The organism is Ruegeria sp. AI3 (assembly GCF_056541245.1).
On sequence record NZ_JBQFYA010000015.1, the window covers coordinates 1 to 19,254 of the forward strand.

19 protein-coding genes and 1 pseudogene are annotated in these 19,254 nt (G+C 56.7%); 8 read left to right on the forward strand and 12 right to left on the reverse strand.

Annotated elements, in window-relative coordinates:
* Positions 1-1,447 precede the first annotated feature (1,447 nt).
* Positions 1,448-2,197: a class I SAM-dependent methyltransferase gene (locus ACRZ95_RS19360; RefSeq protein ID WP_170681376.1), complete on the forward strand. Its 750-nt coding sequence runs from the start codon at positions 1,448-1,450 to the stop codon at positions 2,195-2,197.
* Positions 2,194-3,135, forward strand: coding sequence for a hypothetical protein (locus ACRZ95_RS19365; RefSeq protein WP_170681374.1), 942 nt, complete (start codon positions 2,194-2,196; stop codon positions 3,133-3,135). The genes ACRZ95_RS19360 and ACRZ95_RS19365 overlap by 4 nt, the downstream gene beginning before the upstream one ends.
* A 771-nt stretch (positions 3,136-3,906) precedes the next feature.
* Here the strand turns inward: ACRZ95_RS19365 and ACRZ95_RS19370 are convergent.
* The 6 genes and pseudogenes from ACRZ95_RS19370 to ACRZ95_RS19395 all read right to left on the reverse strand — a co-directional run bounded on the left by ACRZ95_RS19370 (position 3,907) and on the right by ACRZ95_RS19395 (position 6,669).
* A complete protein-coding gene (locus ACRZ95_RS19370) occupies positions 3,907-4,371 on the reverse strand; it encodes a hypothetical protein (RefSeq protein WP_480555473.1) in 465 nt (154 codons plus the stop codon).
* A 215-nt stretch (positions 4,372-4,586) separates the two neighbouring features.
* A pseudogene (locus ACRZ95_RS19375) lies at positions 4,587-4,718 on the reverse strand (hypothetical protein); the annotation flags it as partial.
* Positions 4,669-4,794 (reverse strand): hypothetical protein, encoded by a 126-nt coding sequence (locus ACRZ95_RS19380; protein WP_480555436.1) that lies wholly within the window; start codon positions 4,792-4,794, stop codon positions 4,669-4,671. The pseudogene ACRZ95_RS19375 and the gene ACRZ95_RS19380, both read right to left, overlap by 50 nt.
* A 445-nt stretch (positions 4,795-5,239) precedes the next feature.
* Positions 5,240-5,554: a DUF1244 domain-containing protein gene (locus ACRZ95_RS19385; RefSeq protein ID WP_170681372.1), complete on the reverse strand. Its 315-nt coding sequence runs from the start codon at positions 5,552-5,554 to the stop codon at positions 5,240-5,242.
* 76 nt (positions 5,555-5,630) lie between these two features.
* Positions 5,631-5,870: a DUF6868 family protein gene (locus ACRZ95_RS19390; protein ID WP_170681370.1), complete on the reverse strand. Its 240-nt coding sequence runs from the start codon at positions 5,868-5,870 to the stop codon at positions 5,631-5,633.
* Positions 5,871-5,931: 61 nt separating this feature from the next.
* Positions 5,932-6,669 carry an N-formylglutamate amidohydrolase gene (locus tag ACRZ95_RS19395; RefSeq protein ID WP_170681368.1) on the reverse strand — a complete coding sequence of 246 codons (738 nt, stop codon included), beginning with the start codon at positions 6,667-6,669 and terminating at the stop codon, positions 5,932-5,934.
* A gap of 127 nt (positions 6,670-6,796) precedes the next feature.
* On the opposite strand from ACRZ95_RS19395, the gene pyk reads away from it, so the two are divergent.
* From pyk to rplT, 5 genes are all read left to right on the forward strand, one after another.
* The gene (gene pyk / locus ACRZ95_RS19400; RefSeq protein WP_170681366.1) at positions 6,797-8,242 is read left to right on the forward strand and encodes a pyruvate kinase; all 1,446 of its coding nucleotides are present in this window, start codon (positions 6,797-6,799) and stop codon (positions 8,240-8,242) included.
* Between the two features lie 246 nt (positions 8,243-8,488).
* Complete coding sequence (locus ACRZ95_RS19405; protein ID WP_170380993.1) at positions 8,489-8,926, forward strand: universal stress protein; 438 nt, start codon at positions 8,489-8,491, stop codon at positions 8,924-8,926.
* 14 nt (positions 8,927-8,940) lie between these two features.
* On the forward strand, positions 8,941-10,491 hold the full coding sequence (locus ACRZ95_RS19410) for an alanine/glycine:cation symporter family protein (protein ID WP_170681364.1): 1,551 nt from the start codon (positions 8,941-8,943) through the stop codon (positions 10,489-10,491).
* 182 nt (positions 10,492-10,673) lie between these two features.
* Positions 10,674-10,874 carry a 50S ribosomal protein L35 gene (rpmI, locus tag ACRZ95_RS19415; RefSeq protein WP_010443552.1) on the forward strand — a complete coding sequence of 67 codons (201 nt, stop codon included), beginning with the start codon at positions 10,674-10,676 and terminating at the stop codon, positions 10,872-10,874.
* Positions 10,875-10,888: 14 nt separating this feature from the next.
* Entirely contained in the window at positions 10,889-11,254 is a 366-nt protein-coding gene (gene rplT / locus ACRZ95_RS19420; RefSeq protein WP_008756009.1) for a 50S ribosomal protein L20, read from the forward strand.
* A gap of 91 nt (positions 11,255-11,345) precedes the next feature.
* On the opposite strand, the gene ACRZ95_RS19425 is transcribed toward rplT, so the two are convergent.
* Both ACRZ95_RS19425 and ACRZ95_RS19430 read right to left on the reverse strand, forming a co-directional pair.
* A complete protein-coding gene (locus tag ACRZ95_RS19425) occupies positions 11,346-12,164 on the reverse strand; it encodes a DUF2189 domain-containing protein (protein WP_170681362.1) in 819 nt (272 codons plus the stop codon).
* A 142-nt stretch (positions 12,165-12,306) separates the two neighbouring features.
* Complete coding sequence (locus ACRZ95_RS19430; protein WP_170475109.1) at positions 12,307-13,698, reverse strand: aminotransferase class III-fold pyridoxal phosphate-dependent enzyme; 1,392 nt, start codon at positions 13,696-13,698, stop codon at positions 12,307-12,309.
* A 224-nt stretch (positions 13,699-13,922) separates the two neighbouring features.
* Here ACRZ95_RS19430 and ACRZ95_RS19435 point away from each other — a divergent pair, with 224 nt between their 5' ends.
* A complete protein-coding gene (locus ACRZ95_RS19435; protein WP_170681360.1) occupies positions 13,923-15,551 on the forward strand; it encodes an acyl-CoA synthetase in 1,629 nt (542 codons plus the stop codon).
* Here ACRZ95_RS19435 and ACRZ95_RS19440 read toward each other — a convergent pair.
* The 4 genes from ACRZ95_RS19440 to hmgA form a co-directional block, all read right to left on the reverse strand.
* Entirely contained in the window at positions 15,548-15,883 is a 336-nt protein-coding gene (locus ACRZ95_RS19440) for a DOPA 4,5-dioxygenase family protein (protein WP_170681358.1), read from the reverse strand. The two genes, ACRZ95_RS19435 and ACRZ95_RS19440, sit on opposite strands and share 4 nt — an antisense overlap.
* 90 nt (positions 15,884-15,973) lie before the next feature.
* Positions 15,974-17,230 carry a fumarylacetoacetase gene (gene fahA, locus ACRZ95_RS19445; RefSeq protein ID WP_170681356.1) on the reverse strand — a complete coding sequence of 419 codons (1,257 nt, stop codon included), beginning with the start codon at positions 17,228-17,230 and terminating at the stop codon, positions 15,974-15,976.
* Positions 17,231-17,250: 20 nt separating this feature from the next.
* Positions 17,251-17,874, reverse strand: coding sequence for a LysE family translocator (locus ACRZ95_RS19450; protein WP_170681354.1), 624 nt, complete (start codon positions 17,872-17,874; stop codon positions 17,251-17,253).
* Positions 17,875-17,880: 6 nt separating this feature from the next.
* Positions 17,881-19,236 carry a homogentisate 1,2-dioxygenase gene (gene hmgA, locus ACRZ95_RS19455; RefSeq protein WP_170681352.1) on the reverse strand — a complete coding sequence of 452 codons (1,356 nt, stop codon included), beginning with the start codon at positions 19,234-19,236 and terminating at the stop codon, positions 17,881-17,883.
* Positions 19,237-19,254: the final 18 nt, after the last annotated feature.

Sequence of the window (19,254 nt, forward strand, 5' to 3'; positions counted from 1 at the left end):
CTTTCAAAAAGCAAGATGTTCGCGTATCGGATCTTCCTATTCTAACGAAGAACGATCTGATTGAGATCGGACTTCCGATTGGGCCGCGTAGAAGAGCTGCTACCTTATCTTGAAGCAATTTCAGCGAGTAAGTCCGAATGGTGGAAGCTGGTCGAATTGCGCGATTCACTGGTATCTGTCTTGTAAGTGCGGGACATATCGACGGAAAAAAAGCCGTCATTGTCCCTGATGATGGCGGTAATGAGACCGATTTTGAATTTTCTGTGTAGGCCGGTTTGGCATGGCGCAGTGCCTTTCTAGTGACGTTTGAGCAAAGGGGTGTAGGACCTTTTCGCACGAGCCCCTACAGGGCCTGTCCGGTCCAAAAATCCCGCACTGCGCTGCCGACCCCGCACGGGCAAAACTCAGGCTGCGGTGTAGCTGCTGGTGTTGCCGTAGCGACGCGCCTCGGCCCATTCCAGCAGGTGTCACGGCGGTAGAGCGGCCCGACTTATAGAATTTGGGCCAAACCCTGTCACACGCCATTTCTGAATGGTGCGCATGCTCTGACACAGAAAGCGTCGAATACCATTCAGTCTTGTAATAAGGGGCCGTGTCCACTTTTACAGAATTTGCATGCCATCGGGAATTCTCTCGAAGCTCCATGCTGCCGGTCACGCACACCTCATCTTGTTCGCGTGGTCAAAAAACCTACTCGGTGTAGGGTCCAGGTTGGGTAAGTTCACCCCAAATATTGCAGAGACGTGATCGGTATTTTTGCTGCTAGAGGAAACAAGTGACGCAGCCAAGTTCCGACGCTTAGGAAATGGCTGGTATGTGGACGAACCTGCCATTCTGGTGACTAATCAAACGCCCGCTTTGTAGTGCGCCAGAAATATGACGCCGTAGTCGTCCAGTTCGTCATTGGGAGTAGGATTCTCGCATTGAAAACTCCGGCCAGAAGAAGTTGTTTGCTGGCGCCAAGAGTTGGTTGGTTACGAGGATTGGATCGGCTCGACGGAGCTCGCTTGCTCCCATGGCTTCGTCAATCAACCGCCTCATCGGGTAGCCGAGGGTTTCAGTCTCCGTTAAAAACTTTCGGGACGAGGTCGCGGATCAGCTCCGACAAGACCATGCGATTTCAGCCGATGGCCGTTTAGCTTAACAGGATATGTTCGATATCAAGCGTGACTTCGAATTGATACTATCAAAGAAGAACCGCTGAGAGCATCAAATGGATGGAAAGGTGAGATTTGTATATCGGTTCAGGCGTAAAGGGTGTCTTTCTAGCTGAGAACGCCGAACGCTTTGCTCCTGCCTCGAAGAACTAAGCTGGACCGGTCCTCAAGCAGTTGCATTTGCACTCGAAAAGCTGAATTGTCGCTAGAAGGAGTGAACGGTACAAGCCGGGTTACTAATCTGCCCGATTGCAGTTCGAAGCCGCTAGAACTTTTGGAAGGTGTGTTCAATGTTTAGTCCAGCAAGGGGCTTTCCTTATCGGCGCTTCTTTCGCCGGCTTCACAGCAAGTACATCTTCGATTGGTATTTGGAGATTGGTTGCAGGGAGGGAACAATCCTGTCCATGGTTCAGGGAAAGACGATCGGGGTTGATCCACATTTTCGACTTTCTTCTGGAGTTTTGGGCAAAAAACCGGAAATGCTTCTCTACCAAGAGGAAAGTGATACTTTTTTCGCAAAGGGGAGACTTGAACGGCTGGGCGCGAAAATTTCCGTAGCTTTCATCGATGGGATGCACCTCTTCGAGTACGCGTTAAGGGATGTACTGAATACCGAACGGTCAATGGCTCTCGATGGTGTGATTTTCGTTCACGACTGCTTTCCAAGAAACACAAAGATGACGACCCGCGATCTATCTTCGCTACCAGAAATTTGGACAGGCGATGTATGGAAATTGATCCCGATACTGCAGGAACACCGGCCCGATCTTAAGCTTACTGCCTTTGACGCGGCACCGACGGGACTATTAGCGATCACTGGCCTAGATCCGAAGCAATCGCACTTGAAGATTGGGACGTCTTTAGACGACATCGTTTCGCACTATCAGGATATGGAAATTGACGAATTTGGTATTGAACGCTTCTTCGAGCAACTTCCTTTTTCCAGCGCGTTGGACGAAGTACGTGCCAGTTTCCCAATAGCAGCACACCTGCACCGTCCTGAACTTGCCTTGCCTGAAGCATCCATCGTAACTCCATGAAACAGCGTGTTATTTTCGCCTTTCCACGTTGGCGTCGCAATCAAGGATCGGTGGTGCCTCGAGTGCAGCAAAATGCCAAACTCTTGGCCGAAGTGTATTCCGACACCTATGAAGTTGAGACGGTAGCACTTGCCAAACCACGCTTTACCGAACAGCATGAAGAATTTGTTCGACATGCTAAAGGTGCAGTTGTCATAGGACTTCAAACAAGCCTGCGCCTTCTTGGACGTGATCGCATGATTGCCCTGCGAGAGACCTCTGCCGGCATGTGCTCGGATCACGTAGACAGTGTCCCTGAAACAGACGAGCTAGGGATTTACCATGCACATATACTTGCGTCCCGCGTAGGCTGCCGGCGCGTAAATACACGTCTTGCAAAGGAAGGTGTTTCCGGGTCTTCCGTTGTCCATGTGACCCATCACGCCGATCCGCGGATTACTCTTGTTTCGGCGGCTTCAAGATCGGATTTTCGAATTGGCTATCTTGGGAACCCAAGAAAGATGATTGCACCGCCCGACCCGCGAGCGGTCCAAGTTCTAACTTATAAGGATCAGAGTGATTATACTAAAGCGCTGCAGCAAATGACTGACTATCCGATGCACTACGGTGTCCGGCCTCGAAGTGCGAGCCGAGAGGTTTCAAAGCCTTTCACCAAGGGCTTCTTCGCCGCGGCTATGGGGGCGAACATCTTGGTCAACAGGCAAACAGATGACGCGGAATTCTACCTTGGAACGGACTATCCATATTTGATCAAGTCATTCAGGGCACGCCACATCGCTGAAGGCATAGAGACCGCGCGGGCAGGCTATGGCGGTGCGGAATGGCGACGTGGACTTGAAGTTATGGAACATGTTCGTCAGCTCAGCACACCGAATTTCGCCATTAGAGAACTTGCGGAGGCGATCAAAACTGCGCTTGCCATTGCGGACCAGAATTAGGCTGGTTTATTGGGCAACACGGCGTGTTTTTCTTTGATCGTTCGATGCTACAATTGACGGGGTTAGAAAGGCGCATCTCTGCGGCTTCCTATTCTCCATCTGACGTCTTCCCAGTCCAGTCACAGTAGCCTGATCTGAAACCGTGTAGCTGGCGACCAAACCTATGTGAAATGGAAGCCCAAGCCACAAAGCTGGTACCGAAAGTAGTCCAACGAAAAGAAAATTTGAGGACCGCAGACTCATAAAAGAATTTCGATCAATTTATGCTCGTTTCGCTCGAACTGAATGACCGCCTTGGGCTCCAAGCGGTCATTTGAGAGATCGGCTTGGATTGTGGTCTTCCCTTCCTGTTGTAAACACGGTCCCGCGCATACCCCGGGAAGTGAGAAAACTCGTATGTACCTTATACGTAGACGCTACACGTAATTTAGTACGTGTAAGTAAACGTTTAGGGGGCTGGTCGCGTCGAGCGTTTTACCTAACTAGGCGGAGATCATGGTTGGGTTTCAGTGAGCCTACGATTGTATTGAGCGCGCTGTGTTTTCCTCCGCTGCCGGCTGTACAGGATCATAAGCCAAATGCGCGTACTGCATGGTTGTCTGAATCTGACTGTGACCCAGCTATCGCCCGACCATCTGGATTGGCACACCCGACGATACGGCATTTGACGCATAGGTACGGTACAGGTCGTGAATGCGGACATCGTGCAGACCCAGCCCGTTTAGTATGCGACGCCATGGCTTTTGCAGGTTGGTGGCGCGATGGCCAGAGCTAGCCCCGGAAATGACGCAAGGGTTGTCGCGAAGCTGTGGCAAGGCGCTTAGAACCGCTCGGACCGCTTGTAGTAGAGGAATGCGTCGCGCCTGTTTTGGTGTCTGGAAGCTCCATTCCTGCATCTGTAGTGAAGGGCCATTGCAGCGTCTGGATTTCGCCGAGGCGACACCCGGTCAGGATCAGCAACCGGAAGGCGGGGACAGCAAAGGGCAACTCCGATCCATCGCGTTCCGCGTCTGTAAAAGCCCGCCCAAGCCGTTGCAACTCGTTTTGGCTCAGAAACCGTTCCCGTTTCTCTTCGCGGTATTTTGCGACATGGCAACAGGGGTTTGACCCATTAGGCCGCAAGCCCCAGATTTTCCACTGATTGAGCATCTTGGACAGTACGCCCAATGTCCGGTTTGCCTGATAGGGCTTGTCCCGGAATTTGTGGTGCAGTTCGGCAAGGTCTTTTCGCTCCACATCAACCACTTTGAAGCTGCCGATGGCTGGATCTTTGAAAAGGTCACTAGCCCTGCGATATTCCCCTTGGGTAGACGGCTTACAGCGTGTTCTTTGATGTGAGTATCAAAGAACCGCTCACACAAGGCCGCAACCGTTGATGCGCGGCGATGCTGGGCAACCTCTTCGGCGGGGTTCACACCCCTAGCCACTTGTCCCATGAGCTCCTTTGCCAACTTCCGCGCTTCGGCTACGGTGATCTTGCCATGCCGACCGATGGAAACACGCCGTGTCCGTCCATCTTTCCGATACCGCGCTTCATAGGTTATTGGCCCCGGAAGGCATGACGCGGACGCCAAACCCGGCAATCTGGCTGTCCCAGACAAAGTAGTATTTCGCCTCAACTGGTAAGGCTTCTACCGCGGGTTTGGTCAGTTTGGGCATCCCTCATCCTTTCGCTGTCATCGCCCCATGGAAGCATTGTGGAAGTAACGGGAAGCGTTTCATGGCGTAGGAGGTAGAAACGGGGCGTGCTGGTCGCCAAAATTAAAAATGATTCCAATAAGATAGATTAAATCCGCGCCTTCCGGCGTAGTTGGTATAGGTGAGCGTAAGCTATCTCATAACCTGAAGGTCGTAGGTTCAAATCATACTACCCCAACCAATGTTTAGGGTCAGATAATAACAGCTTGAATGCCGCGTCCGCGCGGTGTTTCTATTTGCGACAACCCAACTGAAAGCACTGTGGAAGCATCACGAGCGGAAACGGCTTGTTCAGAGATCAACCTAAACTCGAAAAACATGAGCACGCATCACAGAGTGCTTTGGGGTGCTTCCGCATAGGAATTGCTCATCAGTCTTAAGTGTTTGGCCGCGTGGTTTCAAGTTCTTAGCCCTTCTTCGTGACATTCTCATCAAACGCGACCTTGAAGGCGGCTTGTTTGTCCGGGCTGGCTTCGGTCTGGTAGTTGGCTTTCCATTCATCCATGGTCATGCCGTAGAAGATCTGACGAGCTTCGTCTTTGCCCATCTCGATGCCTTTGTCGTTGGCCGCTTCCTGATACCAGCGTGACAGGCAGTTGCGGCAGAACCCGGCTAGATTCATCATGTCGATATTCTGAACGTCGGTGCGATCTTCCATCAAATGCTTTTGCAGCCGACGGAACGCTGCGGCTTGAAGTTCGATTTCGGTTTGCTTTTCCATGGTCTGGCTCCGAATAAGTGGATGCGGTCTGTTTCCGAATTAACGCTCTGATGTGCGTGTTTCAACTGACTCAGCGTTAGGCCAGTTTCAAGGCCAGCCAGGGAATGATGCAGAAAATCAAAGTGAGGATCTTGTAGTTGGCCAGATACCTAAAATAGGCGCGCTTTACATCAGGCCGCTCCATTCGGAACATTCCGGCATGAACCCCTGCAATCCAGTCCTGCAAAAGCACAATCATAACGGTTGTGAACAGCAAAACGACGATGTTCAGTACCGCCATCCAGCCAAAAACACTTGTCAGCAACTCTTGTGTCATGGTCGCCTCCTTCCCGGTCTCCAATGTGGGGGCTGAAGGTGCAGCTCACAACAATGTGCGATCAAAGGCCGCTGTCTGTTAGCGCATCCTGAAGGATCACTGCGAGCCTTTCTGCCCATGCCCGCTGTCCCGCGTGATCCGCGATCAGATCATTGCGAAGCTCGATCAATGCATTTGGTCGACCGTGCGAGGTGCAATGCGTGTCGATGGCATCGCCGGGCAGAACGCCGGTATAGGGCTCATTTACGCCGACGCACAGATCGTCTTCGGCCTTCAGGCGGTTGATCAGAGGGCGTGAAAAGCGCTCATCCGGGGTGTGCAGAACGCCTACATGCCAAGGGCGTGGTTCCCGACCGCGGAGTTGGCGGGTGAAAGAGTGCATAGACACAATCACCGCATGGGGCAGGGCGGCCAACCTCCCAAGCGCGTCGTGATAAGGGCGGTAGCACATGTCCAAACGCCGCTCGCGCTCGGCCGAATCAGCGTGGCGATTGCCGGGAATGATCGAACCGTCATAGAGCTTCATCAGCAGGGTCGGGTCGTCCTCACCCCGGTTCGGATCAATCACAAGGCGCGAGAAATTGGCTGCGATGACCGGCGCGTTCAGGATCTCGCCCAGATGTTTCGAGACCTCGTAGGCACCGACATCATAGGCGATGTGGCGTTCCATATCTTCGCGCGGCAATCCTAGATCCCCGCCGTTGATTTCGGGAGGAACGGTGTTGGTCGCATGATCGCAGGTGATCAGCCATCGGGATGGGCGATCCTCGCCATGGATAAAAAACGGAGTGTATGTCATGTGCCTGTCATCAAGTTTGCGGCAGGTGTATGGCAGTTGCTTCCAAAAGGGAATTGCGCAATAACCACCCACATACTGTTTGCGGTAACATTGCCGCATCACCGAGGGATTGAGGAGAGCGAAACCAGTGCGACGCCTTAGAAATGTAAAAATCGTGGCGACGCTGGGACCGGCGTCCAATGACTATGACACCATCCGGGCCTTGCATGAGGCCGGGGCCGACGTCTTTCGCCTGAACATGAGCCATGGCAGCCATGACGAGATCCGCGAACGGCATCGCATCATTCGTCAGGTGGAAAAGGATCTGGACAGCCCGATCGCGATCCTGGCCGATCTTCAAGGCCCGAAGCTGCGTGTTGGGGTTTTTGCCAATGATGCGGAAGAACTGGTCGAGGGTGCCGCGTTCCGGCTGGACCTCGACCCCGAGGCCGGAGACATCAACCGTGTTTGCCTTCCACACCCCGAGATTTTTGCAGCGCTCGAACCCGGCGCGCGGCTGCTGGTCAATGACGGCAAGATCCGTCTGACCGTGCAGGATTGCGGCCAGGACTTCGCCAATTGCACTGTCGAAGTCGGCGGGACGATCTCGAACCGCAAGGGTGTGAACGTGCCTGATGTGCTGCTGCCACTGGCAGCCTTGTCGGCCAAGGATCGCGATGATCTGGAGTTTGTGTGCCAATTGGGAGTGGATTGGCTGGCGCTCAGCTTTGTACAGCGGGCCAAAGATGTGTTCGAGGCGCGCGCGCTGGCGGATGGACGAGCGTCGATCCTGTCGAAGATCGAAAAGCCCGCAGCGGTTGAGGCGTTTGACGATATTCTCGACGCATCAGACGGGATCATGGTGGCCCGTGGCGATTTGGGTGTTGAGCTGCCGGTTTCGGCTGTTCCTCCGATCCAGAAACGTCTGGTTCGCAAGTGCCGTGGTGCGGCCAAGCCGGTAATCGTCGCGACCCAGATGCTTGAGAGCATGATCGAAAGCCCGATGCCTACCCGCGCCGAGGTCTCGGACGTTGCAACTGCGATTTACGAAGGCACGGATGCCATCATGCTCAGCGCGGAATCTGCGGCCGGTTCGTACCCGATCGAGGCCGTGCAGACGATGAACAAGGTCGCCATCGAGGTCGAGGCCGACCCGACCTACACGCAGATCATCGCCGCCTCGCGTACTGCCAAAGGGTCGACCATCGCGGACGGTATCGTGGCGGCCGCGCGGGAGATCGCGGAAAAGACCGACATCAAAGCGATCTGCTGTTTTACCCAAAGCGGCACCACAGCGCTGTTGACTGCGCGCGAACGTCCCGGCGTCCCGATCATCGCCATGACGCCAGCGACTGGAACCGCCCGCCGTCTGTGCCTGAGCTGGGGTTGTCACTGTGTGATGACGCCCGAGCTTGAGAGGTTCAAAGGGGCCGTGGTCAATGCGGCCCGCGCCGCGCGCGGAGGGGGCTTCGCCGCCGAGAGCGATCAGATCGTTGTTACCGCAGGCGTTCCGTTCAATGTCCCCGGAACCACCAATATTCTGCGTATTGCCCCTTGTGATGAGCGGCTGATCTACAACACCGATCCGGGATGAGTTCGCCCGGATTTCAGGAAGGATCATATTGAGAACTCTCAGGCCGCCTAATTTTTAGGCGGCTTTTCTTGTTTGTTTTCAAGGGGAAGATGCCCGTAGGGTTGTATTCAGCAAAAATACCTCTGTTTTTTGGTGATTTTGCCGGATACTGAACCTTAGGGCGATCATCTCAGATAGTTCCAGGTTCCGGTCGCCCTACCGGGGGCACGGGTCCCGGTCAAACCAGAAAAAAAATGGAGGAACGTCATGACAACAAAGATTGTCATTGGACTGGACGGGACAGAAACCGGAGAGCGCGCTATCGCCTTTGCCAAGGATTTGGCTGGGCGGATTGGCTCATGCGAAATGCTGGTTGTTTATGTCATCGAATGGTCCCCTTTCACTTTCCAAACACCGGAAGAAAACGCCCAACGGCACAAGCGTCGCGAGGAAGAGGTCGAACTGGCCACCTCGCGGATCATTGCCCCTACGGTTGAGGCGCTAAAGGCCGATGGGTTCGAAGCGCACGGCATCGTGCGCCATGGCGACGTGGCCGAGACGCTGAACGCGATCACGGTCGAAAACGGCGGCACTCAGATCATCGTCGGCCGCGCCTCGGCGGATGGGTTCAAGAAACGGCTGTTTGGAAGCTCGACTCAGAACTTGGTCATGCATGCCGACGTGCCTGTCACGGTCGTGAACTGAGCGGAGGGATTAGGATGAATATGCTTCAAAAACTGGGCCTTGGTGCGACCATGGCTCTGATGTCTAGCCCCGCTTTCGCGCAAGAGGCGCCCGGTCTGGACGAGAAGATCAATCAGGCTTTCGCGGATTTTACCGGCCCCTTCGTTAGCTTTATCTTCGCGCCGTTTCCGGGCACTGGATTCCCATGGATCGTGGGGTGGCTGGTCGTCGCGGCCACAGTGTTTTCGCTCTATTTTGCCTTTGTGCAATTCCGATTCTTCGGACACTCGATCAGCTTGGTTAAAGGCGATTACTCCGACCCCAATGACGCGGGTGAGGTCAGCCATTTTCAGGCCCTTGCCACCGCTTTGTCGGGGACCGTTGGTCTTGGGAACATCGCCGGTGTGGCGGTTGCCATCGGGATCGGTGGACCGGGTGCCACGTTCTGGATGATCGTCGCCGGCCTGCTGGGCATGGCGTCGAAATTCACCGAATGTACTTTGGGTGTGAAATACCGAAATGAATATGAAGACGGCACCGTTTCGGGTGGCCCGATGTATTACATGTCAAAGGGCTTTGCGGAACTGGGCCTGCCGGGCGGTAAAATCCTGGCCGTGCTGTTCTCGATCTTCTGTATCCTTGGCGCATTGGGCGGGGGCAACATGTTCCAGGCCAATCAGGCGCATCAGCAGATTGCTGGGATTGTCGGAGACTATCCAGGCTGGATCACAGGTTTGGTCTTTGCGGGCATCGTCTTTGCGGTGATCGTGGGTGGCCTGAAATCCATCGCGCGTGTGACCGAGAAAGTCGTGCCGTTCATGGGTGTCATGTACGTGCTGGCGGCGCTGGTTATCATCCTGATGCATGCAGACCAGATCGGGTGGGCCTTTGGTCAGATCTTCGCAGGTGCTTTCACCGGTCTCGGCGTTGCTGGCGGTATGGTCGGTGCGCTGATCCAGGGCTTCCGTCGTGCGGCGTTCTCGAACGAAGCGGGCGTGGGTTCCGCGGCGATTGCGCACTCAGCCGTACGGACCAAAGAACCGATCACCGAGGGCTTTGTCTCGCTGCTTGAGCCGTTCATCGACACGGTTGTGATCTGTACAATGACTGCGCTGGTGATCATCATCACCCAGCAACTGATCGTTGATCCGGCAACCGGCAACTACATGCTGAACGAAGCGGGCAATGCGATTGCAACGGTCGACGGCAATACCGGCGTCAGCCTGACCTCGGCGGCCTTCGGCAGCGCGTTCAGCTGGTTCCCGTTCATTCTGGCGATTGCCGTGGTCCTGTTTGCCTTCTCGACGATGATCAGCTGGTCCTACTATGGCCTCAAAGCCTGGACCTATCTGTTCGGCGAAGGCCACACCAAAGAGTTGGTGTTCAAGATCATTTTCTGCATCTTCGTTGTCATTGGTGCGGCGGCCAACCTTGGCCCGGTCATCGACTTCTCGGATGCGGCGATCTTTGCGATGGCGGTTGTGAACGTCTTTGCGCTCTACTTCCTGATGAAAGTGGTGCGTCAGGAGCTGGCGTCCTACTCCGAGCGTCTGAAGAGCGGCGAAATCCGCAAATTCAGCCACTAAACCAATACACCGGGGCGGCCCTATGCTGCCCCGGTGCCTAGGCCGCTGCGAAAAGCGCAGATTCTGGGCCAACCCCCCTTGCCAGTATGACCGAACTTGCGTAAACGGCGCATCTGATCGCGTGACCGGCCGAGATGGCATGCCGAGTCGCGTTTAGTACCGAACCCTGAAAGGAGACGGAAATGCCTAAGATGAAGACCAAGTCGAGCGCCAAGAAGCGCTTCAAGGTGACTGCGACCGGTAAGGTCCTTGCTGGCCAGGCCGGCAAACGGCACGGCATGATCAAGCGGACCAAGAAGTTCATCCGCGACGCCCGTGGCAACACCACCCTGTCCGCCCCCGACGCCAAGATCGTCAAGGGCTACATGCCCTACGACCGCTAAGAGGAGATTAAGAGATGTCCCGCGTTAAAGGTGGAACCGTAACTCACGCCCGTCACAAGAAGGTCATCAAGGCCGCCAAAGGTTACTATGGCCGCCGCAAGAGCACCTTCAAAGTTGCCCGTCAGGCCGTCGACAAGGCCAACCAGTATGCAACCCGCGACCGCAAGAACCGCAAGCGCAACTTCCGTGCGCTGTGGATCCAGCGTATCAACGCCGCAGTCCGTTCGCATGACGAGGCTCTGACATATTCCCGCTTCATCAACGGCCTGAACCTGGCCGGTATCGAAGTGGACCGCAAAGTTCTGGCAGACCTGGCCGTACACGAACCGGAAGCGTTCGGTGCGATCGTCGCCAAAGCTCAGGCCGCTCTGGCTGCCTGATCTCTGAAAAGAGAGACAGTGAACAAAGGGCCGTCCCATTTGGGGCGGTCCTTTTTGTTTTGGATGTGCCTGTCCCTTAAAGGAGTCCCGTTCAGTCCTCGGCCGGAGGGACGGCGCGCTGATACAGGTGCCACGTGGTGTGACCAAGGATCGGTAGGATGAAGATCAGGCCCAAGAATGCCGGGATCAGCGAGAGCAGCATGGTTACCGAGATGATCGCGGCCCAACCCAGCATCACCACCGGGTTCTCGGTGACGACTCGGATCGAGGTCAGCATGGCTGATACGAAGTTGGTCTCTCGGTCAAGAAGCAGCGGCATGGCGACAACGGTGACCGAAAACAGCACGGCCGACAGGCCCGCGCCGATACAGGTGCCAATGGCCAGAAAGGTCCAGCCCTCGGGCGTGAAGAAGACGGTGTTCAGAAATCCGTCAAAATCCGAGAAGGACGCATTCTGCAGGATGATCGCCAACCAAAGGCGCACCTGATAGACCCACACCCAGAAAATGAACAGGGTGACAAAGGCCATCCAGCCCATCTCGCGTTTGCGTTGATTGGCCATCACCGTCAGGATATCGGACCAGCCGAACTGTTCCCCGCTCTGCAATCGTCGGGACATCTCATAGAGCCCGGCAGCGGCAAAGGGCGCGACCAGTGGAAAGCCCACAATGGCCGGAATGATCATCCAGACCTTGCCGAGCCAGATCAGGCACCAAACAAACACAAGGCCAAAAACGGCGTAGAACAGGCCGAAAAACCCGCTCATGACAGGGCGGGCCAGAAAGTCTGCCATGCCCGCCTTCAACGAGTCCTTGATATCTTGCGCGCTTACAGTGTTGACCTTGAGCGCTGCACCTTGCGGCGATGCCATATCGCCCGACGGGTCCGTGTCTGAGGTTTTGGGTGTCATGATACACTCCTCTGCATGCAAGTCTGCGCCGGTTGATACGCAAGAGCAAGAGGTGTGTCTGATCGTCTGGTTAGTAAAAAGGCTTGCGACCCAGAGGTCGGGAAACCGGGGCGCGATTGCCCGGTTTCCCGTTTTTCATTCTCTAGCCGAACACACGTCCCAGCGCGCTGTCGACCGCATCGGTGATCTGGTCGATATCATCCGCCGTCGCGATGAGCGCAGGCGAGAAACACAGCGTGTTGTTGCGACCCGGCAGCGAGCGGTTGGTCGCGCCGATGATGACACCCTGCGCCATGCAGTCTGCCACCACGGCCTGTACCTTCTTTTCGTCCATCGGTTCACGCGTGGAGCGGTCTGCAACCAGTTCGGCACCCAGGAACAGGCCTTTGCCACGCACATCGCCGATGACCTTATGCTTCTCCATCAGCGCTTGCAGGTTACCCATCATGCGATCGCCCATGTCGACGCAGTTGCCTAGCAGGTTCTCATCCTCGATGATGCGCATATTCTCGATCGCCGCGGCCGGACCAGCGGTGCAGCCGCCGAAGGTCGAGATGTCACGGAAATAGTTCATCGGATCCGCCGCGTCGTCTTTGAACATGTCAAAGACCTCTTCGGTGGTGACCAGACAGGCGATGGCCGCATAGCCCGAGGCAACGCCTTTGGCCATGGTGACAAAGTCAGGCTTCACGCCATACTGTTGGTAGCCAAACCAGGTACCCGTGCGACCGACGCCGCACACAACCTCATCAATATGCAGCAGCACGTCGTACTTCTTGCAGATCTCCTGAACGCGCTGCCAGTAGCCTTCGGGTGCTTCGATCACACCGCCACCTGCGGTCACAGGTTCAAGGCACAGCGCGCCAACGGTGTCTGGCCCTTCGCGCAGGATGACCTCTTCGATCTGGTCAGCTGCCCATTCGCCAAAGTTTTCCTCCGGCGCGCCGTTCAGTTCGTGCTTGCGGTATTCCATGCAATGGGGAACACGCACGAAATCCGGAGCAAACGGGCCGTATTGCGCATTGCGCTCGTCCTGACCGCCCGCTGACATCGCCGCCAGAGTCGAGCCGTGATAGTCGCGATCGCGATACAGGATTTTGGTCTTTTTGCCGCCATAGCGCTTATGCGCGATCTGACGGATCATCTTGAAGGCTTTCTCGTTCGCCTCGGAGCCTGAGTTTGTGTAGTAAACGCGGCTCATGCCCGGCATCTTTTCGATCAGCTTCTCCGCAAAGATCGAACCGGGAATCGACCCTGCCGAATTCGCAAAATAACAGAGCTTCATCAGCTGGTCATAGACCGCCTTGCAGATGGATTCGCGGCCATAGCCGACGTTCACCGTCCAGACGCCGCCAGAGACCGCATCCAGATGCTCTTTGCCTTTCTGGTCCCAGACGCGCATGCCTTTGCCTTCAACAATGATGCGGGGATCGTTTGTTTCAAAGGGTTTATGCTGGATCAGGTGGTGCCAGATATGGGCGCGGTCGGCCTCGACCACGCGGGAAAGATCGTTTTCGTTGAACGTGCCGTCCATGACATGTCCTTTCAGTCTGATGCGGTGTGCAGATTGTGGGATCGGTCCCACGATAGCAAGTAAATGCGATGGCCCAGATCACCGCGAATGGGGGCGCGAATATAGGGCCAGATGTCATCATAGCGTATCGCCAGAGCCCCGCCACTTGTCGTATTTCTACAAGATAGTCACAGCCTCGTGTTTATGGTCATGTGGCGACACACGCGAATTGGGAGGGTTGGCGGATGCAAGCAGCCAATATGTATGAGCGTCATCTGGATAAGAACCGTGCGAATTACACGCCGCTATCCCCGCTCAGCTTCATCGAACGGACGGCGGCGGTGTATCCCGACTACCCGTCCGTCGTCTATGGAGACCGCCGCTACAGCTGGGCGCAGACCTATGCGCGCTGCCGCCGTCTGGCCGGCGCCCTGACGGCTCGTGGGGTGGGAAAGGGCGATACCGTCTCGATCATCGCCGCGAACATCCCCGAGCTCTATGAGGCCCATTTTGGCATTCCCATGGCTGGCGCTGTTCTGAACGCAATCAACACGCGCCTTGATGCGCCGATCATCGCATTCATCCTCAACCACGCCGAGGCCAAGGTGCTGTTGGTCGACCCCGAGTTTTCCGCCGTCGTCAAAGAGGCGCTGCCGCAGGTCGATCATGACCTTCTGGTGATCGATATCGAAGATCCTAGCTTTGATGGTGGCGAACGCCTTGGCAGCCTGACCTATGAAGCCCTTCTGGGCGAAGGCGACCCTAAGTTTGACTGGTCTCTGCCCGCAGATGAGTGGGATGCGATCACGCTCAACTATACCTCTGGCACGACCGGCAACCCCAAGGGCGTGGTCTATCACCACCGTGGGGCCGCCTTGAATGCGCAGTCCGACCTGCTGGATTGGGGTATGCCTAAGCACTCGGTCTATTTGTGGACCCTGCCGATGTTCCACTGCAATGGCTGGTGTTTCCCCTGGGCTATGGCGCTGAATGCCGGAGTCTCGGTCTGTTTGCGCGCGGTTCGGGCCGAACCGATCTATGCCGCCTTTCGGGAAGAGAAAGTCACCCATTTCTGCGGCGCGCCTATCGTGCTGAACATGCTGGCGCATGCCCCAGACTACCTCAAGGATTTCGACCACCAGATCAAGGTAATGACCGCCGGTGCCCCGCCGCCTGCCGCCGTGATCGAAGCGATGGAGGGGATGGGCGTCGAGGTGACCCATGTCTACGGCCTGACCGAGACCTACGGCCCTTCAGTCGTCTGTGCGTGGAAGGATGAGTGGAACCAGAAGGCTCCAGCCGAACGGGCCGCCCTCAAGGTGCGTCAGGGCGTGCGCTATTCGGCGCTTTCGGGTCTGATGGTAGCTGATCCCGAAACGTTGGAGCCGGTGCCCGCCGATGGTGAAACCATGGGTGAGATCTTCATGCAGGGCAATGTGGTAATGAAAGGCTATCTCAAGAACCCGGATGCCACCGACAAGGCGTTCAACGGCGGTTGGTTTGCCTCGGGCGATTTGGGGGTGATGTACCCCGATGGTTATGTCGCGCTGAAGGACCGATCCAAGGACATCATTATCTCGGGTGGTGAGAATATCTCATCTGTCGAGGTTGAAGGTGTCCTCTATAAGCACCCTGCGGTTATGGAAGCCGCAGTGGTCGCCCGCCCGGATGAGAAATGGGGCGAAACCCCATGTGCTTTCGTTGAGTTAAAGCCTGAGGCTAGCGCGACCGAGGCCGATCTGATTGCGTTCTGCCGGGACAACATGGCCCATTTCAAAGCGCCCAAGACCGTGGTGTTCGGGACTTTGCCCAAGACATCCACCGGCAAGGTTCAGAAATTCGTGCTGCGGGATCAGGCGCGGGCGTTGGGCTAGGCCTTGTCGAATATCGACAGGTCCAGATCCAAAAACTCTCCCATCCATACGGCGTGATCCCGGTGGTCGGCCAGGTGATCGCCGGTTTCAGCATGGGTGAAGATCGTCAGGCCCTGCCGGTTGAGCATCAACCACGGAATAACCTGATCGAACGCGTCGGCGGCAAAGCCCAGCTGGCAGCTCCACTTCGGATGCGGGCCAACCGGGCGCGCGTGCATGCGCCCCATCTGGACCGGAAAGAGGCGGGCCGCCTCTTCGCAGATTTGTTGCGCTAAATCCTGTGTGTCGGCGTCGAAATAGACATGGGCGTGATAGCCGGTGATCTTAGACATCGGGGGCCTCATTGCTTGGATGCAATGAACCTAGGCGGTCTTGGCGCTCAATCCTACCAACACCGGCACACAGGTGCTGTGCGGCATGGCTCAGGGTTTGAAAGGGTCTTCCAGCGCCGGTAGTACAGTGCCATGGCAAGTCCCGAACCCGATTGTGTAGCCATCCCCCTGCGCAGAGCCGGACAGGGTGAGCGTGTCACCGTCTTCAATGAAGCTGCGGGCCTCACCGGTCTCAAGACTCAACGGGTCCTTGCCGCCCCAGCAGAGTTCCAGCAGCGAACCTCGGGTATCGCGCGTCGGCCCGGAAATCGTGCCGGACCCCAGCAGATCACCGGTATTCATCGGGCAGCCCGAACTGGCGTGATGGGCCAGTTGTTGCGCGGCGGAGTAGTACATCTCGCTGTAGTTCGTGCGCGTTATAGTGGTCGCCGCCTGTCCTTCGGGGGTCAGCGTCACCTCAAGCGAAAGGTCATAGAGCATCGGGCCACAATCCTTCAGGTGATCCAGCAACTCGAATTCGCGCTCAGGTGTGTCACAGCGGAACGGCTCCAGCGCCGGTTTGGTCACGATCCATGGGCTGATTGATGTGGCCGTGGCCTTGGCTTGGAATGGGCCAAGAGGCTGATACTCCCACGCTTGAATATCCCGGGCGGACCAGTCGTTCAGCAATACGTAGCCGAAGATATGATCATCCGCCTGCTGCACCGAGATCGGGCCGTCGGACGGAGTGCCAACGATTGCCCCCATCTCAAGCTCAAAGTCGAAGCGGCGGCTGGGCAAGAAGGCGGGTTTGTCCTGATCGGGCGACTTCAGCTGCCCCCACGGGCGCCGGATATCCGTACCCGACACCACGACCGAGGATGCCCGGCCGTTGTACCCAATGGGAATATGCAACCAGTTCGGTGGCAGCGCGTTTTCGGGGTCCCGGAACATCGAACCCACGTTAAAGGCGTGATGCCGACCAGCGTAGAAATCGGTGTATTCGCTGACCGCGAAGGGCATGTGCATGACAACCGCGCTTTGCGGTACCAGCAGGGGCTCCACCACATCTTGCTCCGTCGCGCCTTCGGACAGAAGCGTCGTCAGGCGGTCGCGCAGGGCGGCCCAGACGGCGGGGCCTTGCTCCATCAAAGGGTTCCAGAACGGCAGGTCGAAAAGCGGCTCATCGGTCAGAGTGATGACCCCTTCGGCCTCGGCTGCAGTGACATCGAGGATCATGTCCCCAATGGCGACACCGCATCTGGGTTCTTCGTCGCCGGCGGCAAACACCCCGTAGGGCAGGTTGTTCAAAGGAAATGGATGGGTCGCATCATTGGCCGAAGCGACCCAGGATTTCAGCAAAGGCATCTTTTGATCCTTGTCTTGGTTTATTGAGCGTCTCGCAGGGACTTCAGCCCCAGCAGAACGGCAGCCAGAATCATGAACCCGCCACCCGCGCGATCCAGCCACAGCCGCGCAGACCCTTTGAGCCGCGTCGCCAGCCAACTGGCGCTGGCCCCGTAAGCGGTCAGAAACAAGCCGTCCATGATCAGATAGGTGGCCGAGAGGATCGCGAATTGCGGCAAGAAGGGCAGCGCGCCGTCGATGAACAGCGGAAACAGAGCAGCAAAGAACACAACTGCTTTGGGATTGGCGGCTGAGGTGATGAAGCCCTGCATCCACAAGGTTTTGCGGCTGGCCACCTGCGCGGTTTGCGCTGTTTGAGGTTTGGCTTTGACAATCGCTTTGACGCCGAGAAAAACCAGATATGCGACACCCAACCATTTGATCACAGCCAGCGCGGTGCCCGAGGCCGCAATGATCGCGGCAAGCCCGAGACCCGCCGCCAACATCTGCAACAGGTTCGCCGTCAGATCACCAGCAGCCGTGAACACGCCCCGGCGCAGCCCGTTGGTGGCCGAGTTCGACAGCATCAGAAGCTGGCTTGGCCCCGGTGTGCTCATCAGCAGCAGGACGGTGGCGACATAGGTGATCCAGATATCAAAGCTCATTGCAGGTCATTTCTTTCCCGGTGTTCCATCGAACTTTTTCTCAAGCGAGGACCAGCAGTCAATATAGTCGTCCTGCAAGGGTGCCTCGGTCGCGGCAAAGGCGGTCAGATGTTGCGGGAAGCGGGTTTCGAACATGAAGGACATCGTGTGGTCCAGCTTGTCCGGCCCCAGATTTGCGTTTGAGGCTTTTTCGAACGCTTCGCGATCCGGACCATGCGGGATCATCATGTTGTGCAGGCTCATGCCGCCGGGAACAAAGCCCTGAGGTTTAGCGTCATACTGGCCGTAGATATTGCCCATCAGCTCGGACATGATGTTCTTGTGGTACCACGGCGGGCGGAACGTATCCTCGGCCACCATCCAGCGTTCGCGGAACAGGACGAAGTCGATATTGGCTGTGCCGGGCTGGCCCGAAGGGGCCGTCAGTACGGTGAAAATCGACGGATCGGGGTGGTCGAACAGGATCGCGCCAACCGGGCAGTAGGTGCGCAGGTCGTACTTGTAAGGCGCATAGTTGCCGTGCCAGGCCACTACGTCCAGCGGGCTATGACCGATCTGAGTGACGTGGAACTGCCCACACCATTTGATCGTCACGGTTGAAGGCACCTCTCGGTCCTCGAACGCCGCGACGGGCGCTTTGAAATCGCGCGGATTGGCCATGCAATTGGCGCCAATCGGGCCGCGACCCGGCAGTTCGAATTTCTGGCCGTAATTTTCGCAGACAAATCCGCGCGCCGGACCTTCCAGCACTTCAACACGGTAGAGCAGCCCGCGCGGAAGGATTGCGATTTCCTGCGGCTCCAGATCTATGATCCCAAGCTCGGTCACAAAGCGCAGGCGGCCGTCTTGCGGAACCACCAGAAGCTCGGAATCGGCCGAGAAGAAATAGTCGTCCACCATCGAGTCGGTGACCAGATAGACATGGCTGGCCATGCCGACCTGTGTGTTCACATCCCCCGCCGTCGTCATGCTGCGCATGCCGGTCAACCAGGTCAAAGGGGCGTCAGAATGCGGAACTGGGTCCCAGCGATACTGGCCCAGGCTGATCACATCCGGGTCGATACAGGGCGCGGACTTCCAGTAGGGCAGGTCGATTTTCTCATAACGATGGGAATGCTTGACCGAAGGGCGAATGCGGTAGCACCACGTCCGCTCGGGCGGGTTGGCGGTGAAGGCCGTGCCGCTGAGCTGTTCGCCATAGAGGCCATAGTTGCAGCGTTGCGGGCTGTTCATGCCCTGCGGCAAGGCGCTAGGCAGGGCCTCGGTCTCAAAGTCATTGCCGAAGCCAGGCATGTAGCCGGGACGCGTTCCTACAGGTGTGACAGCCTGCGTCAGGCCATGCGGTTCAGCCTTGTTGGTCATCTTGAACTCCTCGGTTTT